At 65.0% G+C, this 17,985-nt stretch carries 13 protein-coding genes; 4 read left to right on the top strand and 9 right to left on the bottom strand.

Annotated features, from left to right (window positions below; all coding sequences use genetic code 11):
• The first annotated feature begins 3 nt into the window (after positions 1-3).
• Entirely contained in the window at positions 4-1,152 is a 1,149-nt protein-coding gene (locus H7A19_17010; protein MCP5476532.1) for a nucleotidyltransferase family protein, read from the top strand.
• A gap of 244 nt (positions 1,153-1,396) precedes the next feature.
• On the opposite strand, the gene H7A19_17005 is transcribed toward H7A19_17010, so the two are convergent.
• The 7 genes from H7A19_17005 to H7A19_16975 all read right to left on the bottom strand — a co-directional run bounded on the left by H7A19_17005 (position 1,397) and on the right by H7A19_16975 (position 11,604).
• Positions 1,397-1,933, bottom strand: a complete 537-nt coding sequence (locus H7A19_17005) for a hypothetical protein (GenBank protein ID MCP5476531.1) — start codon at positions 1,931-1,933, stop codon at positions 1,397-1,399.
• A gap of 44 nt (positions 1,934-1,977) precedes the next feature.
• Entirely contained in the window at positions 1,978-3,132 is a 1,155-nt protein-coding gene (locus H7A19_17000) for a M48 family metalloprotease (GenBank protein MCP5476530.1), read from the bottom strand.
• Positions 3,129-3,755, bottom strand: a complete 627-nt coding sequence (locus tag H7A19_16995; GenBank protein ID MCP5476529.1) for a hypothetical protein — start codon at positions 3,753-3,755, stop codon at positions 3,129-3,131. Before H7A19_16995 ends, H7A19_17000 begins: the two co-directional genes overlap by 4 nt.
• A 161-nt stretch (positions 3,756-3,916) precedes the next feature.
• Positions 3,917-6,535 (bottom strand): hypothetical protein, encoded by a 2,619-nt coding sequence (locus H7A19_16990; protein ID MCP5476528.1) that lies wholly within the window; start codon positions 6,533-6,535, stop codon positions 3,917-3,919.
• Between the two features lie 97 nt (positions 6,536-6,632).
• Positions 6,633-7,655 carry an L-threonine 3-dehydrogenase gene (gene tdh / locus H7A19_16985; GenBank protein MCP5476527.1) on the bottom strand — a complete coding sequence of 341 codons (1,023 nt, stop codon included), beginning with the start codon at positions 7,653-7,655 and terminating at the stop codon, positions 6,633-6,635.
• 123 nt (positions 7,656-7,778) lie between these two features.
• Positions 7,779-9,524: a DUF885 family protein gene (locus H7A19_16980; GenBank protein ID MCP5476526.1), complete on the bottom strand. Its 1,746-nt coding sequence runs from the start codon at positions 9,522-9,524 to the stop codon at positions 7,779-7,781.
• Between the two features lie 100 nt (positions 9,525-9,624).
• The gene (locus H7A19_16975) at positions 9,625-11,604 is read right to left on the bottom strand and encodes a hypothetical protein (protein ID MCP5476525.1); all 1,980 of its coding nucleotides are present in this window, start codon (positions 11,602-11,604) and stop codon (positions 9,625-9,627) included.
• A gap of 1,856 nt (positions 11,605-13,460) precedes the next feature.
• Here H7A19_16975 and H7A19_16970 point away from each other — a divergent pair.
• Positions 13,461-13,727, top strand: coding sequence for a DksA/TraR family C4-type zinc finger protein (locus H7A19_16970; protein ID MCP5476524.1), 267 nt, complete (start codon positions 13,461-13,463; stop codon positions 13,725-13,727).
• A gap of 497 nt (positions 13,728-14,224) precedes the next feature.
• On the opposite strand, the gene H7A19_16965 is transcribed toward H7A19_16970, so the two are convergent.
• On the bottom strand, positions 14,225-14,971 hold the full coding sequence (locus H7A19_16965) for a glutathione S-transferase N-terminal domain-containing protein (GenBank protein ID MCP5476523.1): 747 nt from the start codon (positions 14,969-14,971) through the stop codon (positions 14,225-14,227).
• Between the two features lie 270 nt (positions 14,972-15,241).
• Between H7A19_16965 and H7A19_16960 the strand changes: the two genes are divergently transcribed.
• On the top strand, positions 15,242-16,276 hold the full coding sequence (locus tag H7A19_16960) for a hypothetical protein (protein ID MCP5476522.1): 1,035 nt from the start codon (positions 15,242-15,244) through the stop codon (positions 16,274-16,276).
• Positions 16,277-16,284: 8 nt separating this feature from the next.
• A complete protein-coding gene (locus tag H7A19_16955) occupies positions 16,285-17,121 on the top strand; it encodes a hypothetical protein (GenBank protein MCP5476521.1) in 837 nt (278 codons plus the stop codon).
• Positions 17,122-17,340: 219 nt separating this feature from the next.
• On the opposite strand, the gene H7A19_16950 is transcribed toward H7A19_16955, so the two are convergent.
• A partial coding sequence (locus tag H7A19_16950) for an FAD-dependent oxidoreductase (GenBank protein ID MCP5476520.1) occupies positions 17,341-17,985 on the bottom strand: 645 nt, incomplete at its 5' end.

Here is a 17,985-nt window from a genome sequence, read left to right as displayed (position 1 = left end):
AGCATGAATGATAGTCCGGCGGCGTCCGAGTCTGGCCTCGGATCGGCAGCGGCCAGCCAATGGATTGCTACGGTGCTGGCGGGTGGCAGGCCACAGCCGCTTCCGGAGGCCGCTGTCCGGCCGATCGTCGATTGCGCCGAGACCCAGGGCGTGGCCGCGCTGCTGTATCAGCAGCTTGCTGGGCATCCTGGTGCTGGCGCGGCTTCCGAAGTCGCCAGGGCCCTGGCACCGCTGCATGCGCGCGCCATCGCGCTGGAAATGCTGCGCAGGGAGGAGAGTCGCCGTGTGCTGGCTGCATTGGCGCAGGCCGATCTCCCAGTGCTGGTGCTCAAGGGGGCGGCGCTCGCTCAGTGGGCTTATCCGGCCACTTATCTCAGGGCTCGTGACGATCTGGATCTGCTGTTCGCTGATCGCCGTGCAGCCGAGCAGGCGCGGCAGATTCTGCTGCGACTGGGCTACGTCGGCGAGGCACCAGCGGCCAATGGACCGCAGTACGAGCTGACCATGATTCGCCCACAGGCGGTCGGGCCTGACTGGCATGTCGATGTGCATTGGCGCATGAGCCCACACCCGGTCTTTGCCGAGTGTTTCGAGTTTTCCGAATTGCTGGCGGCCTCGGTGGTATTGCCCGAGGGTGGGCGAGGCCTGGGCAAGGTCCATGCGCTGCTGCACGCCGCCATCCATCGGGTGTCCAATCTGCTGATCGGACAGGGTGATCGACTGGTCTGGCTGTTCGATCTGCACCTCATTGCCCGGCAGCTGGAAGCTGACGATTGGGCGCAGTTGTCGAGCCTGGCGGAATCGAGGCGATTGGCCGGTGCCTTGCTCGCGGCCATGCAGGCCAGTCAGCGATTTTTCGGCACAGCATGGCCGCCCGAGTTCGTCGCCAGCCTGCAAGACTGGGCTGATGCCGAGGTCTTCAAGGTCGATCGGGCCCATCTGCGTGGCTATTTCGAGTGGGAGACCCTGCGCACGCTGTCGCTCGGCGCCCGCGTGGCATTGCTCTGGCGCAAGCTGATACCGGACAGGCGCTACATGGCCGAGCGCTATCGCTTGCAGCATGGCCGGCAGCTGCCAATAGCCTATCTGCGGCGCTGGATGGAGGGCCTGCGCATCCTTGGCGCCTGGTGGCGCAAGCGACCGCCGACATGAGAGGGCAGGGGGCCCAGGCTGTTGTAGCCCGAAAGCGCGTAGCGCTGTCCGGGTGCAGAGCCCCGGTGAGCCGCTGCGCGGCACATCGGGCTACCAAAGCAGAGGCCCAGGCTGTTGTAGCCCGAACTGCGCGCAGCGCTGTCCGGGCGCAGAGCCCCGGTGAGCCGCTGCGCGGCACATCGGGCTACGAAAAGCAGAGCCCCGGTGAGCCGCTGCGCGGCACATCGGGCTACCAAAAGCAGCGTCAACGGGCGAGGCTGTCGAAAATGGCCTCGACGCTGGCTCGATCGCGCTCGAAATAGAATTCGGCGGGGGCGGTGTACATCAGAAAACTCAAGCTGCCGTCAGCGCCTTCGGCCAGCAGCAGGCCGCGATAATGCAGGCCGTCGCGATTGTCGTAGCGCAATTCGGCGCGAAAGCCGGTGTGGCCGTTCAGTCGGGCGGGGCGCAAATCCAGTGCTGCGACATTGCTGAAGCCCGACGCGCGCAGCCCCTCAATGATCAACTCGCTGATCTCAATCTCACTCAGGCCCGCGCGAAAGCGCGCGCCCTCATCGTTCTTGCCGCGCATCCGTCCCCTGAAAACGTGTTCACCGGGTTCAATGTCGGTATAGACCTGCAAGGCATTGAGCAAAGTGCCATCGCGGGTCCACAGGCGTTCGCCACGGTGGCCCAGGTCCGACCAGGTCAGCGGTGTGGTCAGCGGCAATCCATCCACGGTCTGCGCGCCGGGCTGGATCAGCGGCGAAGCGCAGCCGGCGAGCAGGACTGCTCCTGCCATGGCCGATAAACGACTGCGCAAGCGCGCGGGTGGACGGTGATGGGTCATTGCAGCCAGCTTTCGATCACGGCGCGGTCTTCGGCGTCGGGGCTCAGCTGCAGATAGGTGCTCCAGGCGTCCATGGCAGCCTGTTTTTCGCCCAGTTGCTGCTGCATCAATCCCAATCCGCGCCAACTTTCAGGCGGTGCTCCGCCTTCGGCGATGGCCTTCCTGTAGGCGTCGCGGGCGCGGACGAAATCTCCCTCCCTCGCGCGACGTCGGTACATCTCGGCCGCAAAGTATTCTGTTTCTGCCCTGGCTTGCGACAGACCGAGCAGGCGCGCCAGCAGGACTTCGGTCTGGGCATAGTGGCGACGGCCGATTTCGTCCTGCAGCCAGCCGCCGCGCTGCGCCTTGATGGCTCGCCAATAGGCTGCTGCTTCCCGGCGTTCGCTTTGGCCGGTTGCGGCTGCTGTCAGGCGATCGCGGCGCTCGGCGCTGGCAGGGTGAGCGGAAAAGATAGATGACAACAGGTTCTTGTCACGCATCTGTGTCTCATCCCAGATATCGCCCCAGAGTTGGCCGACACGACGATCGTCATAGCCTAATTCGCGCAGACGCTTGAGGCCATAGTCATCTGCTTCGCGCTCCTGTTGGCGGCTGAACGCAAACATGTCGCCATAGGCTCCCAGACTCGCAACGCCTCCGATCAGGCCTCCGCCTAGCAAATGCAAAGCAAGTGTCAGCTCGTTGGTCGATTTGAGCTTGCGCCAGTGTGCAAGCGAGTGGCGACCTACATAGTGACCGACCTCGTGTCCGATCACGGCTGCAAGCTGGGCTTCGTCTTCCACTCGCAGCAGCAATCCGGTCCAGATGATCAGCATGCCATTCGGCGCCATTTGCGCATTGAAGTAGGGCTGTCGGACCAGATAGACCCGGATCCGGGCGCAAAATTCACCGGCGACCCGGCAGCTCAGTTCCTGCAGGTAGCGATTCAATTCGCCATCGCGAACGACCGAGGGCGATTGCGCCAACTCGCGCTCGTAGCTGTCGAACTGCATGATCAGTCCCGCTTCGTCGCTGGCGCTGTCCGCTGCTGAGGCGGCGGGTTCCAGCAGCTCGACCCGGTTCGGAGATGCGCAGGCGGTCAGCAGCAGGCAGAACGCCAGCAGCCTACCAATGACTCCGCGAGAGAGTGCAGCGCCCGTTGTGGCGCTCACAACGGCAGCCCGTCCAACAGTCGGGTGACGGATTCGAACGTGCCAGGCGCATCGCGAAGATCGCCCGTTTGCGCTTGCAATAGATTGAACCAGATCAGCCTGCCGTCGTTGAGATCGACCAGCGAGGCGAAGCCGATTTGCTCTCCGGGGGAAATACCAGAGCCATAGCTGTCGCGCACGAGTACAAACAATGCATAGCGCGCAGCAGGATCCAGCTTGCGGGCGCCCGGTCCGAGCGTCCAGTCAAAGCGTTTGCCCTTGGAAGCAAGGCCAGGCCCGAAATATCCGTGCAGCAGAATGCTCCTACCTACGGCGCGGTGCAGCAGGATGATCTGGCGTTGGCGCGCTGCCAGATCCACATCCTCCGACGGCCGGAAATGCGAAATACGCGCCTCGCGTGCGGCCAGCGCCGATTCCAGGGCATGGTTGACGTTCTTCCTTGCTGCCGTTGTCCAGTCTGCACGGGGCTGCTGCAACCCCGAGCTGAGCAATTCGGTGAGCTCAATATCGGGTTCCACGATCAACACTGCTGCACCACGACCCAGCGCCGCATGTTCGCCGATTCCCGCGGCCATGTGATGGCGGGTATAGGCGCAGGCGTTTAGCAACAGAAGCAGGCCCATCACGAGCCCAGCTCTGGTCAGATAAACGCTTCGGCCGCGCAAGCCTAGCAGCGTCGACAGGCCAGACTGCATCCTGCAGGGTGTTTCCCCGGGCCCCCAATTCTGGCAGTAGCCGGCTGCCCGCGCTGGCGGAGCAACCGAGGTCGCCATTGTGCTATCAATCATTCAAATCCATTAGCAAACAGATTGTCCCCGCTCGCGGTCGGCAGCGGCCATACCCAGGCACCGCGAGAGCGCGTCCACACCGCCAGCGTGGTGAAGCCGCGGTCGATGGTCATGTCCCAGATCATCACGTTCGGCAGACCCAAGTGCTTCTGCCAGACCACCGGATTGGCCTCGACATTGTCGGTGTAGTACAGGCCCCAGTCGGAACCGGCAAAGACCTGGCGCGGGTTGTTGGGATTGACGATGACGCTGTTGACCGGAATGTTCGGCAGATTGCCCGAGACATTGCGCCAGGTGAAGCTGGCACAGGCGGCGGTGCAGGTCACCTGGAACACATGCCCGGGCGTCGCCGGCGTGTTCTGATCGAAACCGGCCATGGCGGCGTAGCCGATCAGCGGATTGACCGGATCGGTGGCCACGTCCAACACAAAGCGATTGGGCAGTACGGTGTTGTTGCCGGTGACATTGACCCAGCTGGCCGAGTTGTCGATGTTCTGACCCATGTTGAAGCCGATCCAGACATTGCCGTCGTTGGTGCCGGCGATGGCGATGTCCGGGGTGTTGACCGCATAGGCGACCTGGTTGATGTAGGAACGTGCGCCAAGTGTGCCCTTGGTCAGGTCCGGGCTGTTGGGGCGCCAGCTGCTGGTCGGCACGCCGCCGGTGACCGATTCCCAGACTCGATAGCTGCCGGCGATGATGCGGCCGCAACCGGTCGCTGCCGGGCAGCCGGTGGTTTCGCCACCGAAGCGGTAAAGATCAAAATTGGTGATGAAGGCCTTGCGGTCACCGCCCCAGCCGCTGGGTGCGGCGCTCTGGGTGCTGGTGCTGCCGAGGCCGCCGCTGGCGCTGGAGGTGGCCACGATCGCGCCATTCTGGCTGGAGTAGTACCAGCGCTGCTGCAAAATGGGCTCGATCGTGCTCCAGAAGCCGTCGCCACCGTTGCGCGAGGCCCAGGACTGGGCACCGAAATTGCCGCCGGACCAGGTTGAGACCATGCAGGAGTTGTCCTGCGCGCCGCCCACGGCGCTGGCTGTCGGCGCGGTGTTGAAGTTGGGCGAAATGCCACCGGAGTAGAACTCGATGGTGTTCAGCGTGGCATTGAGCGAAGTCCAGGTCGGCGAAGCGGCGAGGGCGTTGGCGGTGTAGTAGACGCCACCGTCGGTGCCGATCAACAGCCGGTTCGGGTCGTTGTTGACGAAGCTGCGGGCATGGTGATCTACATGCGGCGCGCTGCCCATGCTGCTGAAGCTGGTGCCGCCTGTGGTCGAGCGGAAGGTACGGAAGGCGCTGAGGATCACCGTGTTCGGCTCAGTCGGGTGCACGCTCATGCCGGCGTTGTACCAGCTCTGGGTGCCAGCGCCGCTGACGTCGCCGATCTGCTGGGTCCAGCTGTTGCCACCATCACCGCTGCGCCACACGCCCAGGATCACCGGGCTGCCGCCGGCCGCCGGGATGTTGCCGACCTGGGCATAGAGCACATTGGGATCAGAAGGTGCGATGGCCAGATCAATGCGGCCGATCGAGTTGGCCGGCGTCGGTGCCCCGCCGCCCGTGCCGGTCGGCCAGCCGTTGTCCGCGCGCGAGACCAGAGTGAAGTCCAGCGGACAGCCACTGGCAGGGACAGTGCCGCGATAGATGCCATTGGCGCCGTTTTGGTTGAGATCGGGCTGCACCGGTGTTTCAAAACCGCGGGTGCCGACCGCGGCGATGATTCGGGTGGTGGCGCCGAGATCAGTCAGGATCAGACCGGTGGTGTCCTGGCGCTGGCTGGAGAAGCTGTTGGTCAGGCAGGGGCCGGTCCAGTTGTCACCGCCGTCATAGGACAGGAACAGACCGGTCTTGGCGCCGACGATGACGATGTTGGAATTGTTGGGATCAACCGCCACCTTGCCGATGGCCTGGTATTGCGGAACGCCATTGGCGCTGGGCGGATAAAAGGGATTGAAGACGGTTTCGCCCTTGACCGTCCAGGTGTCGCCGCCATCCACCGACTTGAGCACGCCGTTGGAGCCGAAGGAGTAGGAGCCATATCGCAGATCGCCGGTGCCGGCGTAGAGCACGTTGGGGTTGTTCGGATCCAGGGTCAGATCGCCGATGGCACTGTTCTGGATCGGCTCCAGCGTGGCCGAGTTGTCGGTGGTGTTGACCCAGGTGGTGCTGGCATCGCAGCAGTTCGTGGTCTTCCATACGCCGCCGCCATCGGAACCGATCCAGGCGATGGCCGGATTGGTGGGATGGCTGACGACCACATTGGTGCGACCGGCAACACCGCCGCCGCTGCCCAGCGGGCGTGGTCCCAGCGGAGTGAAATTGCCGGGATCCAGGGCGCGACCGGCACTGCGTTGCAACTCGATACCGGCAGGCAGCGACTGCTGAACCTTCGACGCTTGATCCGCTGCTCCCACCAGCCAGTGCGGATTGAAGTGGCCCGTGGGGTAGGAGGCGCGCTCGGACCAATAGCTGCCGTCGTAGGCTTCCTTGGCCAGCTCGCCAGTCAGCGGCTGGCGCACCGGTAAATCCGCCCCGACCAGGGGCTTGGGCGCCTGAGACGCGCAGCCGATCATGGCCGATATCGCGACGAAGAGCAGACACGGGCGTAGCGCTGATTTCATGAGGTGCGTCCGGCGAGAGGATCGCCGGATCATCCGCGGGATCGCCGTCCCCGGCAAGGGAAGCGATCACGCTCCGGAGGTTCGGAGCGCGGACCGCTCAATTCCAGCTGCAGACCACCTTGCCGCAGCTCCCGGCCTCCATCAGATCGAAGCCGCGCTGGAAATCGTCGATGTGGATCTGGTGGGTCAAGACCTTCTGCAGCGGGAAGCCGGTCAGCACCATCTGGGTCATCTTGTACCAGGTTTCGTACATGCGTCGGCCGTAGATTCCCTGCAGGGTAAGGCCCTTGAAGATCACCTTGTCCCAGTCGATGCCGGCACCCTTGGGCAGAATGCCGAGCAGCGCCACCTTGCCGCCGTGGTACATGCAATCGAGCATGTCCTGGAACGCGCGCTGGTTGCCGCTCATTTCCAGGCCGACGTCGAAGCCCTCCATGTGCAGATCGGCCATGACGTCCTTGATCGACTGCTGGGCGACATTGACCACCCGGGTGGCACCCATGTCGGCCGCCAGCTTCAGGCGGTAGTCGTTGACATCGGTGACCACCACATTGCGGGCGCCGACGTGCTTGCAGATGCCGGCGGCAATGATGCCGATGGGCCCTGCGCCGGTGATCAACACATCCTCGCCGATCACATCGAATTCCAGTGCGCAGTGGGCAGCATTGCCGTAGGGATCGAAGAAGGCCGCCAGTTCCGAAGAGATCTGGTCCGGTATCGGCCACAGATTGGACGAGGGTACTGCGATGTACTCGGCGAAAGCGCCGTTGCGGTTCACGCCGATGCCTACCGTGTGCGGACACAGGTGCTGTTTGCCGGCCCGGCAGTTGCGGCAGACGCCACAGACGATATGGCCTTCGGCCGACACCCGCTGACCGAGCTGGTAGCCGGTCACGCCCGGTCCCATGTCGACGATGCGGCCCACAAACTCGTGGCCGATGACCAGCCCCGGCTTGATGGTGCGCTGGCTCCAGTCGTCCCATTTGTAGATGTGCAGATCGGTGCCGCAGATGGCGGTCTTTTCCAGCTTGACCAGCACTTCATTGGGACCGATCTCCGGCATCGGCACCTGCTCCATCCAGATGCCCTTGGTCGCTTCGCGTTTGACCAGCGCTTTCATCATCTGTGGCATGACATGGGTCCTTTCGGCAGCAGGGGCCATGGAGTATAGGGGCGCCAGCGACGCACACTTTCGCTGCCACATTCCGAGCGGATCGGTCCTCGTTCAGCAAGACGCCTGAGCTCAATGGGCCGCGTGCGGGTCGGCCGGCTTCAACAAACTCGCCCGATACTCGCGCACCGGCACGGCACCGAGCGCCAGCATGCCGTCGACGAACTCGCGCAGCGGTCGCTCAGGGTACTCACGGCGCCAATCCAGCCAGATCGAGTGGATATCGCGATAGCCCAGGTGATAGGTGGTCAGCTGCGGTGAGCTGAGCACCGCGCGCTGCCACAGGTTGCTGGCGAACTGGGCATCGAGCAGCGCGTCCTCGGTGAGGAAGCGCTGGAGTCGCGCCTGATCCCAGTGGCGGGTATGCACGCTGATGTCGGCGATCAACCGCGCCAGGTTTTCCAACTGCTTCTTGTAGTGTGCCAGCCGTTCTGGTGGGCCGCCCCAGCCCAGATCCAGCATCAGGCGCTCACTGAAACTGCCCCAGCCCTCGGTGTAGACACCATCGCCGAACAGACTGCGCACCGGGTGCGGCAGTCGTGCAGCCACCTTCAGCTGCACATAGTGCCCGGGCACCAGTTCATGGGTCAGGATCATGCGGTTGAAGGCGGTATTGAAGGCGCTGAAGAATCGCGCCTTGGCGTCATCCGGCGCCGAGTCCGGGATATTGGGCAGCAGGAACAGGGTTTCGGCGTCTGGCTGGAAGGGGCCCGCCGGATAGACGCCGCCCACGCTCTGGCCGCCCAGCCAGGCTGGTGCGGTGTCGATGACCAGCGTGCGCGGCTCAGGCACGCTCATCAGCTCATGGCTCTGGGCAAAGGCAAAGGCGGCGTCGGTGTCGGTGCTGAACTGGGCGACCAGTTTTGCCGTGGAGTTGGGTCGAGCTGCCTCGATGGCCGCAAAGAGCTGCCGCAGCACGGCGCTGTCGTCCAGAGGCATCTTCTGCTCTGGATAGAACTGTCGCCACACGCCGCGGCCATAGGCGGCAGCTTCCTGGCGCTTCTCACCCAACTCGCGGTGAGCCTCGACCAGTATCTGCGACACCGGCCTGTCAATGCCGGTGACGATGCGGAAGCGCTCGTCGTAGTCGGTGCCGAGTCGAAAATCAGCGTGGGCCGTGGCAGCCATCTGTTCGGTACGTGCAGCCAGACGAGCGATGGCATCCGCCGCTTTGGCTCCGCTGCGTTGAAGTCGACGCGCGAGCGCTCTGGTGGCGCCCTCGGCCGCGGGCAACCCGCTGCGATAGAACTCCGCCAGCGCGCGCAGCCGCTCCGTTGCCGCCTGTGCGCGTTCGGGTATGACCTGATCATCGGCGGTGCCAGCCATCGCCTGCAGTGCCTCAGCGACCAACCGCGGAATCTGGTCGGTACGGTCTGCCGCGAAACTCAATCGGGTGACTGCGGGGCGGTCGCGGCGCAAGGCCAGATAGACGGTGGATTGGCCCAGGATCTCGGCCCAGAACAAGGGGTCGGTACGTGGCCGGTCCTGATCGCGCCATTCCAGCAACTCCTGCTGCACCTGACGCAACAGCAGTTCCCGATCCAGGCGCAAGGCCGCGTCGGGCTCTTCCGCCAGCGCCTCTTGCAGTGCGATCCGAGTCGTTTCGTTGAAGGCGATCCAGTGTTCGCGGTGATCCTGATCCAGCTGCTCCAGCCGACTGTCGGTCGAATACAGCCCGGCCGCGGTCGCGCGCGAGGGAAACGTCGCCAGATAGGCCTTGATGTAGTCGTCCGTGGGATCGGCGCCACTCGCAGTGGCCGTCGTCATGGACAGGCCGGCCAGGAACATCGACATCAGTGAGATCAGGGTGCGGGGCATCGCGGGTTTCTGGATTCGTCGGAGTCTGCAGTCTAGCCCTCAAGCAACTGCAGAGACCGCGATCCGCCGGGCGGATCGCGGTCTCCAGATTGGCTTGCGACTATTCGAAACCGTCGCGGAACAAGTCATCGCTTCCTTCAAAGCCGTCGGCAAAGAAGGAGGCCTGGCAACTCAGGGTCCAGTAGCGAAGGGTGGTTGCACCGCCGGCGATGGTCTCAGTCGCCTCCAGATTCGCTGTGCGCTCACCCGGGCCGGTAATGCAGGTCAGGTTGATGTTCTGCGGCGTGCTGATGCCCTGGGTGAAATTGAGCGTGGCTGAACTGACTACCTGGAAGCTGCTGGCGTGGGTGCCCGACAGCGTGAAAGCTGTGAGCGTCGTTGTGCCGCCATTGGCTCCGCCGGACGGTGTCGCCACGATCTGGCCTACCCCGGTGGAGCCCACCGCGGTGTTGCCGGTGAAGAAGACTGGCCCGCCGCTGCCGGGTGTGGCCCCAGCGGTGGGGTTGTAGGCGATGGACGGACCCACGCCCGCAGCGCCAGCCGGGCAACTGAGCACCCAGAAACGCTGAGTCGTGGCGCCACCGGTAATGGTCTCAGTCGCCTGCAGATTGGCTGTACGGGTCGTCGCGCCGGAGACGCAGGTCAAGGTGATGTTCTGCGGCGTGTTGACACCGGCCGTAAAGGTCAGCGTGGCCGCGCTGGTGCGGGTGAAGCTGGCGGCATCGGTGCCGGTAATGCTGAAGCTGCCGAGGGTGGTGGTACCGGACGCGGCGCCGCCCGAGGGCGTGGCGACGATGGTTCCGTTGCCGCTCGAACCGATTGTGGTGACACCGGTGAAGTTGACCGGTCCACCGGTTCCCGCGCTGGCGCCGGCGGTCGGGTTGTAGGCGATGCTCGGGCCGAGCGGATTGGGACTGCCGGCCGGGCAGACAAGTTGCCAGAAGCGCTGCGTCGTGGCGCCACCGGTGATGGTTTCGGTGGCCTGCAGATTGGCCGTACGGGTCGCCGCGCCGGAGACGCAGGTCAAGGTGATGTTCTGTGGCGTGTTGACACCGGCGGTGAAGGTCAGCGTGGCCGCGCTGGTGCGGGTGAAGCTGGCGGCATCGGTGCCGGTGATGCTGAAGCTGCCGAGGGTGGTGGTGGCAGAAGCCGCACCGCCCGAGGGCGTGGCGACAATCGTGCCATTGCCCGTCGTGCCGACGGTCGTCACGCCGGTGAAATTGACCGGTCCGCCAGTGCCGGCGCTGGCACCGGCGGTCGGATTGTAGGCAATCGATGGGCCCAGCGGATTGGGGCTGCCGGCTGGACAACTCAGCACCCAGAAGCGCTGCGTGGTCGCCCCGCCCGTAATCGTTTCAGTCGCCTGCAGATTGGCCGTACGGGTCGCCGCGCCGGAGACGCAGGTCAGGGTGATGTTCTGTGGGGTGTTGACGCCGGCGGTAAAGGTCAGCGTGGCCGCGCTGGTGCGGGTGAAGCTGGCCGCATCGGCGCCGGTGATGCTGAAGCTGCCGAGTGTGGTGGTACCGGACGCGGCGCCGCCCGAGGGCGTGGCGACAATCGTGCCATTGCCCGTCGTGCCGACGGTCGTCACGCCGGTGAAATTGACCGGTCCGCCAGTGCCGGCGCTGGCACCGGCGGTCGGATTGTAGGCAATCGATGGGCCCAGCGGATTGGGGCTGCCGGCTGGACAACTCAGCACCCAGAAGCGCTGCGTGGTCGCCCCGCCCGTAATCGTTTCAGTCGCCTGCAGATTGGCCGTACGGGTCGCCGCGCCGGAGACGCAGGTCAGGGTGATGTTCTGTGGGGTGTTGACGCCGGCGGTAAAGGTCAGCGTGGCCGCGCTGGTGCGGGCGAAGCTGGCGGCATCGGCGCCGGTAATGCTGAAGCTGCCGAGTGTGGTGGTGGCAGAAGCCGCACCGCCCGAGGGCGTGGCGACGATCGTGCCATTGCCCGTCGTGCCGACGGTGGTCACGCCGGTGAAGTTGACCGGTCCGCCGGTGCCGGCAGTAGCGCCAGCCGACGGGTTGTATGCAATCGACGGTCCCAGCGGATTTGGACTGCCGGCCGGGCAGCTCAACACCCAGAAGCGCTGCGTGGTGGCGCCAACGGGTGATGGTCTCAGTCGCCTGCAGATTGGCGGTACGGGTCGTCGCGCCGGAGACGCAGGTCAGGGTGATGTTCTGTGGGGTGTTGACGCCGGCGGTAAAGGTCAGCGTGGCCGCGCTGGTGCGGGCGAAGCTGGCGGCATCAGCACCGGTGATGCTGAAGCTGCCCAGGGTGGTGGTGGCAGCAGCCGCGCCGCCCGAGGGCGTGGCGACGATCGTGCCATTGCCCGTCGTGCCGACGGTCGTGACACCGGTGAAGTTGACTGGTCCGCCGGTTCCCGCGCTGGCGCCTGCGGTCGGGTTGTAGGCGATCGACGGTCCCAGCGGATTGGGACTGCCAGCCGGGCAGACGAGTTGCCAGAAGCGCTGCGTGGTCGCCCCGCCCGTAATCGTTTCAGTCGCCTGCAGATTGGCGGTACGGGTGGCCGCGCCGGAGACGCAGGTCAGCGTGATGTTTTGCGGGGTGTTGACGCCGGCGGTGAAGGTCAGCGTGGCCGCGCTGGTGCGGGTGAAGCTGGCGGCGTCGGCGCCAGTGATGTTGAAGCTGCCTAGCGTCGTGGTGCCCGATGCGGCGCCGCCCGAGGGCGTGGCGACAATCGTGCCATTGCCGGTCGTGCCGACGGTGGTCACGCCGGTGAAGTTGACCGGGCCACCGGTGCCTGCACTGGCTCCCGCGATCGGGTTGTACGCAAGTCCGGGGCCGACAGAACTCGGGCTGCCGGCCGGGCAGCTCAGCACCCAGAAACGCTGCGTCGTGGCGCCACCGGTAATCGTTTCAGTCGCCTGCAGATTAGCGGTTCGGGTGGCCGCGCCGGAGACGCAGGTCAGGGTGATGTTCTGTGGGGTGTTGACGCCGGCAGTGAAGGTCAGCGTGGCCGCGCTGGTGCGGGTGAAGCTGGCAGCATCGGCACCGGTGATCGAGAAGCTGCCGAGGGTGGTAGTGCCGGACGCGGCGCCGCCCGAGGGCGTGGCGACGATCGTGCCATTGCCCGTCGTGCCGACGGTCGTGACCCCGGTGAAGTTGACCGGTCCGCCGGTGCCGGAAGTAGCACCCGCAGACGGGTTGTAGGCAATCGTTGGGCCCAGCGCGGCAGCTGTAACGTCCACTGAGCCAGGCGCAGCCGTGCAGGTTGGTGCCGAGCCGCCACCAGCCAACGAGCACAGCTGAGAGCCGCCAGTGACTGGGTAACTCCCAGCGGCTGCACCGGGCGCAATGCCGACGGTGATATCGCAGTAGCTGGTCGGGCCGTTTGGAAGCGGACTGAAGGCGAAAGCGACAATCGTCACGCTGTTGCCTGTGGCGCTGCAAGATTGCCCGTTCTGTCCAGTCGCGCTGACGATCGACAGAGGCGTCGTCACCGAATAAGTGACTTGACTGACAATGGTGGCCCCATCGCCCGCGAAGCTGACCGGTACGACCACTTGATTGCCCGCTGCGCCACTGGCCGAACCCGCGGTCCAGGCACCAGCATGGGCGAAGTCTGTTTGTACAAGACCCATTGCAAGCAGTGCAATTGAGACGATCTTCGGCAATTTCATGGAAATCTCCTGAAAGCGTTGCGCAAGCCAGGCTTTGGCAACATCGCCGAAGGCATGGCAATCGCCGATGGGGCCCATGGATCTTGGCGGGCAGCGAGAATGTGGACTCCGATGAGTCTACGTCAGCGCAGAGGACGTGTAAGCGCGTTCGATCACATTAGGGCGTCGGTACATCGACAAGTTCAGACCAATGCCGCACCAGGTCACCTGTGGGTGGCATCCGCAGGTGCCGTGCAATTGATCTTCGGGCATTCGGTCGATACGCTGTAGCGCGACGTGAGAGGAGTGCAGCATGGCCACCGGTTGGGCCGGAGACGGCGCCGTACAGGATCAGATCGACGCGACCGTCAAGGACGCGATCAAGCGCGCGCGGGGGCGGATGCCGCGGGGTCCAAGCCTGGCGGAGTGCGAAGAATGTGATGCGCCGATTCCGCAGGCGCGTCGCGAGGCGGTGCCGGGCGTGCGCCTCTGCATCGTTTGCCAACAGGCGCAGGAACAGGCTGCGAGCGGCACTGCCGGCTACAACCGCCGCGGCAGCAAGGACAGTCAGTTGCGCTGATCAAGGCGCTCGTATGCCTTCAGCGGAGCAGGACAAGTCGGGATCTGAAGAGCTCAGAACGGCTGTCATTGCGAGCCACCTGTTTCGGCCCGACACTGCCGACGGGCCGTGAACCACAAACCCGCCTGTAGGAGCGACCTCGCGTCGCGACCGGCAAGCCGCACGTCCGAAGCAGCGGTCGCGCCGCAAGGGCGCTCCTACAGGTGGACGAAGAAAATCAAAGACTTGCGATATGGGTTCATTGCGAGCGTAGCGAAGCAATCCAGGGATGTGCGGCGCTACCCTGGATTGCTTCGTCGCTGCGCTCCTCGCAATGACGCATCAACAACTTGCGATATGGGTTCATGGAGAGCGCAGTGATGCAATCCAGCCCGACTGTCTCGATGGCAACGGTTCAATCCGGGGCGCGCGCTTGTCGATGAATCCACGTCGCCAGTGCGTGATCTCGGCGATTGGTGGGGGCGCCGCGCTGCGGCGCCCCCTTGCCAGAGCTCCGATCAAGCGGCGTAGCTGGACTCCAGAAACTCGATGATCCTGGCCGACTCGAACAGCCCTGTGTCCTGATTCGGATCTTCCAGATAAGGCAACTGCACGCGCCCGTGTTTCTGCCAGAAGGCATGGCGCTTTCCACCCGGCTGCGGCACATAGGGATTGGGCAGGATGCGGCGCATGGCAGGACCCAGCTCCTTCCAGTTCTCCTTGCCGAGGTTGTGCAGCGTGTATGGCAATTCCAGCTCGCACAGGCGTTCGCGCACCAGCCGCGAGTAGGGGCTGGATTCGAAGCTCCACAGATGCAGTGCCTTGCTGGGTGCGCGGGATGGGCGCGCCTTCCAGCCGCGACCTGCACGCACGGCGCTGGCCAGCGTGGACAGCAGCGGCTTGATGGTGCCGCTGCGATAGGCTGACGGCGTGTCCATGCGCCCGTAGGTCAGGAACAGATGGTCGATGATCGCGCTCGACTCGAACATGACCTTCTCGGCGTTGTGGTCGACCAGCATCGGGAACTGCAACTTGCCGCCCAGGCGCTGGGCTTCGGCGCGAAACCGGGTTCCGCCCTGGGGGCACGGGCGAATCTCTGCATCCAGATGCAGTGCAGTCAGCGCCTCGCGGACCGCCCGGCAGTAGGGCGAGGCTTCAAACTCGTACAGCACCAGCGCCTTGGGCGGCTGCGGTGCGGCGGTAAGCACCATCGTGCCCCGCCACAGGCCCAGGGTCGAGCTCGCCATCGAACCCAGTGACGCCATTTGATGCAGAAGGGAGTGGGTCACGGAGTGGCGTTGCCCGGAAGCTGAGGCGCGTCAGTCTAGCCCGCATTTCTCACACCTGTTGCGGAAGTTCGCGCAGGTGTGAGAAATGCGGGGTAGCAGGCCAGGACCAGAGACCCCGGCGCGGACAAGCGAATTGACCCCGGCGTCGCGACCGGGCGCGGTATTCCGTGACCGGGCGAGGCTTGCTAGTGTTCGCGGCCTCTCGCCCGGACCTGTCGCCAGCCGGCGTCATTGTCAGCATCGCCCATGATTCCGAATTCCATTGTCCACGCGCTGGTGCCTGAGATCGCGCTCCAGTTGCCTGCGGATTTTGTGCTGCAGCGTGCCGCGTCGGGATGGTCGGCCAGCGAGGCGGACACCGGCGCGCAGCTGTCCATCCTCCTCAGGTCCAGTCGCCGCGATGGCGTCAATGGGCAGCGTTTGGCGGAGACCGCGCTGGCACTGCTGCAAAAGAAGCATCCGGCCGCCGAACCACTGGGCCGTGTCGAACAGGTGCAAGGCAAAGGCTGGCGCGGGCAGGTTCACGGATTTCGCGTGCAGCGCCATTCGCAGGCAGCCCTGCAACTCGTGCTGACCACCTTGATCAGCCCGGATCCGGCAGACCCGGAAGCGCAGCGCAATCTGATCGCCCTGGTGGAGGTGGGCCGACCGCAGTTCGACCAGCGCCCGGTGTTTTATCGGCGCCTGGTGGAGGACCGGTTGCTCATCGGTGAGGCGGCCGGCGCCGCGCTGGCGGCACAGACCGCGCGACCGGTGATCATCGAACTGGCCGAGCCTGCCATCGAGAGCGCCTCAACGACCCCATCAGACGATGCCGAGGCCGCCCTGGCGTCAGCCCAACGCGCCCACCTCTCCGCTCAGGCGCCCGCTTCGGTCGGCCCTTCCGGCAGGTCCGCAAAGACCGGTCGCACAGCACAGGGCCGTGCCAGGGCGGTCGCTGCCCTGAGCGAATCCGATCAACTCCGGCTCGCTGCCGAGGGCCAGCGCGTATTGGTGTTCAGCGTGCTGCTCGGCATCCTGGTTCGTGGAATCGTCAACATCCCGGCGGTCCCGGATTTCTTCGGTCTCGCGCTGCCGGCGGCTTTGATGCTCTATGCCATCAGTGGCGTGCTCAAGATCTGCAGTGCCTTCGGCCACAGCCAGCGCGCGAAGCTGGCGCTGATGTTCTGTTCCAGCATGCCGGTGCTCGGCATGACCTGCTGGGTCTATCTCAGCATCAGGACTACCCGACGCCTGCGCGCTGCCGGCTTTGAGGTTGGACTTCTTGGGGTGCGCACATGATCGCGCTCATGTCGCTTCTGGTGATGCCCTTTTCAGCGCTGGTCGCCATCCTCGTGATGGTGCTGACTCAGCGCGGCGAAGAGCTGGACGATTCCAGCCTGATGCTGTCTTTCGGCAGCCTCTTTACCGCCTGCTTCTTTCTGAGCTACGGCCTGCTGCAGACCGACTGGTTGCTGTTCAAGCTGGACCCGCGACTGGAACAGGTGGCCCTGCTCAAGGTACACCCGGTCTACCAGGGGCTGGAGCTGTCTCCCGACAGCCACCGGCGGCTGATGGATGCGCTGGTTGCCAAGGTGGCCGAGGGTACTTCGATCGAGAATGCGCTCCACGCGACCTTGCCTGCGCTGGTGGCCAGCGCTCGTGAACGGATGGGTTTTGCCGGCGCCGAGGCCAAGGTGGCCTGGGGCAAGGCAGAACTCGGGGCCTTGCGTGAGCTGCAGCGCAGCGACGTCGCGCGCTGCGCCGAACTGGCCGACAGCCAAGGCAATCGCCAGAGCCTGAACACCCTGGCGTCTGAGCTCAGCGCCGAAACCCGCACCGAGTTCGAGCGTGCCCTGGTGTCAGTCATGAATTCCGCCGATGCCGGGCTGCGCGACCGCTACGCCCATGCCGGAGAGAGCGTTGAGTTTTCCGAGTTCCGGAAGCGCTATCGGGAATTGCGGGAGCCCCTGGTGAGACGCCATGGCGAAGCCGTGCTTCGACATCTTGAAGCCAATCAGCTGCGCAAGGCGACTCCGTTCGGCGATCGCAAGTTGCTCTGCATGGCGAGGATCGATCAGCTGGATGCAGCGTTGGCGGAGCCGGCGCCGATGGCGGCCATGCTGACGGGCGCGATGTTGCGGTAGCGGAACAGATTGTGATCCACAAGGTTGCGTGAGCGACCTTGGGTCGCGACCGGCTAGCCGCACGACCGCAGCAGCGGTCGCGCCGCAAGGGCGCTCCTACCGGTGAACAGGACCAGCTCTGCGCCCCTGCGAAAAGCAAATCCATGCCTCAAGATGCGGGCTCGTGGAGAGCCGCGTGTGTCGGTCCGACATGGACTGCTCGCCGCGACGCATCAAGCACTACTCCAGCTTGCCGGTAATCAAGCGCGTGCTGCGGCGGAAGGTCAGGTAGGCCCACATCCATTCCACCGCTACTGCGATGCGACTGCGCAAGCTGGCCAGAAACAGCACGTGGATGGCACCCCAGAACCACCAGGCCAGCGGGCCGGTGAGTTTGAAGGGCCCGTACTCGACCACTGCCGACTTGCGGCCGATGGTGGCGAGGCTGCCCATATGGGTGTAGCGGAAGGGCTTGGGCACTGGCCGACCGCGCACTCTGGCGTCGATGAGTCTGGCTACATAGGCGCCGCCCTGCTTGGCGGCCGGCGCCAGCCCGGGTACGGCCTGACCGTTCCAGGCCTCGCTGGCGGCGGTATCGCCGATGGCATAGACGTTGGTGTGGCCGGGTACCGACAGATCTGACGCCACCTTGACCCGACCGGCGCGATCGCGCTCGGCACCCAGCCATTCGGCGGCGGGCGACGCGGCGACGCCGGCGGCCCACATCACCGTGCGCGCCGGAATGCGGCTGCCGCTGACCATGACGCCACCTTCGTCGATGGCCTCGACCCGCGCGCCGAGGCGCACATCGACGCCAAGCGACATCAACGAACGCAGCGTGGCGGTCGACAGCGTAGCCGAAAAACTCGGCAGTACGCGATCGGC

The sequence above is a fragment of the Rhodanobacteraceae bacterium genome (assembly GCA_024234055.1).
Classification (GTDB): domain Bacteria; phylum Pseudomonadota; class Gammaproteobacteria; order Xanthomonadales; family SZUA-5; genus JADKFD01.
This window is presented reverse-complemented; position numbering and strand designations above follow the sequence as displayed.

What these genes read in the sequence shown, in the direction of transcription:
- H7A19_16970 (MCP5476524.1), top strand. Translation starts at nt 13,461, where the DNA reads ATGGCCACCGGTTGGGCCGGAGACGGCGCCGTACAGGATCAGATCGAC.
- H7A19_17010 (MCP5476532.1), top strand. Translation starts at nt 4, where the DNA reads ATGAATGATAGTCCGGCGGCGTCCGAGTCTGGCCTCGGATCGGCAGCG.
- tdh (MCP5476527.1), bottom strand. Translation starts at nt 7,655, where the DNA reads ATGAAAGCGCTGGTCAAACGCGAAGCGACCAAGGGCATCTGGATGGAG.
- H7A19_17005 (MCP5476531.1), bottom strand. Translation starts at nt 1,933, where the DNA reads ATGGCAGGAGCAGTCCTGCTCGCCGGCTGCGCTTCGCCGCTGATCCAG.
- H7A19_16995 (MCP5476529.1), bottom strand. Translation starts at nt 3,755, where the DNA reads ATGGGCCTGCTTCTGTTGCTAAACGCCTGCGCCTATACCCGCCATCAC.
- H7A19_16965 (MCP5476523.1), bottom strand. Translation starts at nt 14,971, where the DNA reads ATGGCGTCACTGGGTTCGATGGCGAGCTCGACCCTGGGCCTGTGGCGG.
- H7A19_16980 (MCP5476526.1), bottom strand. Translation starts at nt 9,524, where the DNA reads ATGCCCCGCACCCTGATCTCACTGATGTCGATGTTCCTGGCCGGCCTG.
- H7A19_16960 (MCP5476522.1), top strand. Translation starts at nt 15,242, where the DNA reads ATGATTCCGAATTCCATTGTCCACGCGCTGGTGCCTGAGATCGCGCTC.
- H7A19_16955 (MCP5476521.1), top strand. Translation starts at nt 16,285, where the DNA reads ATGTCGCTTCTGGTGATGCCCTTTTCAGCGCTGGTCGCCATCCTCGTG.
- H7A19_16990 (MCP5476528.1), bottom strand. Translation starts at nt 6,535, where the DNA reads ATGAAATCAGCGCTACGCCCGTGTCTGCTCTTCGTCGCGATATCGGCC.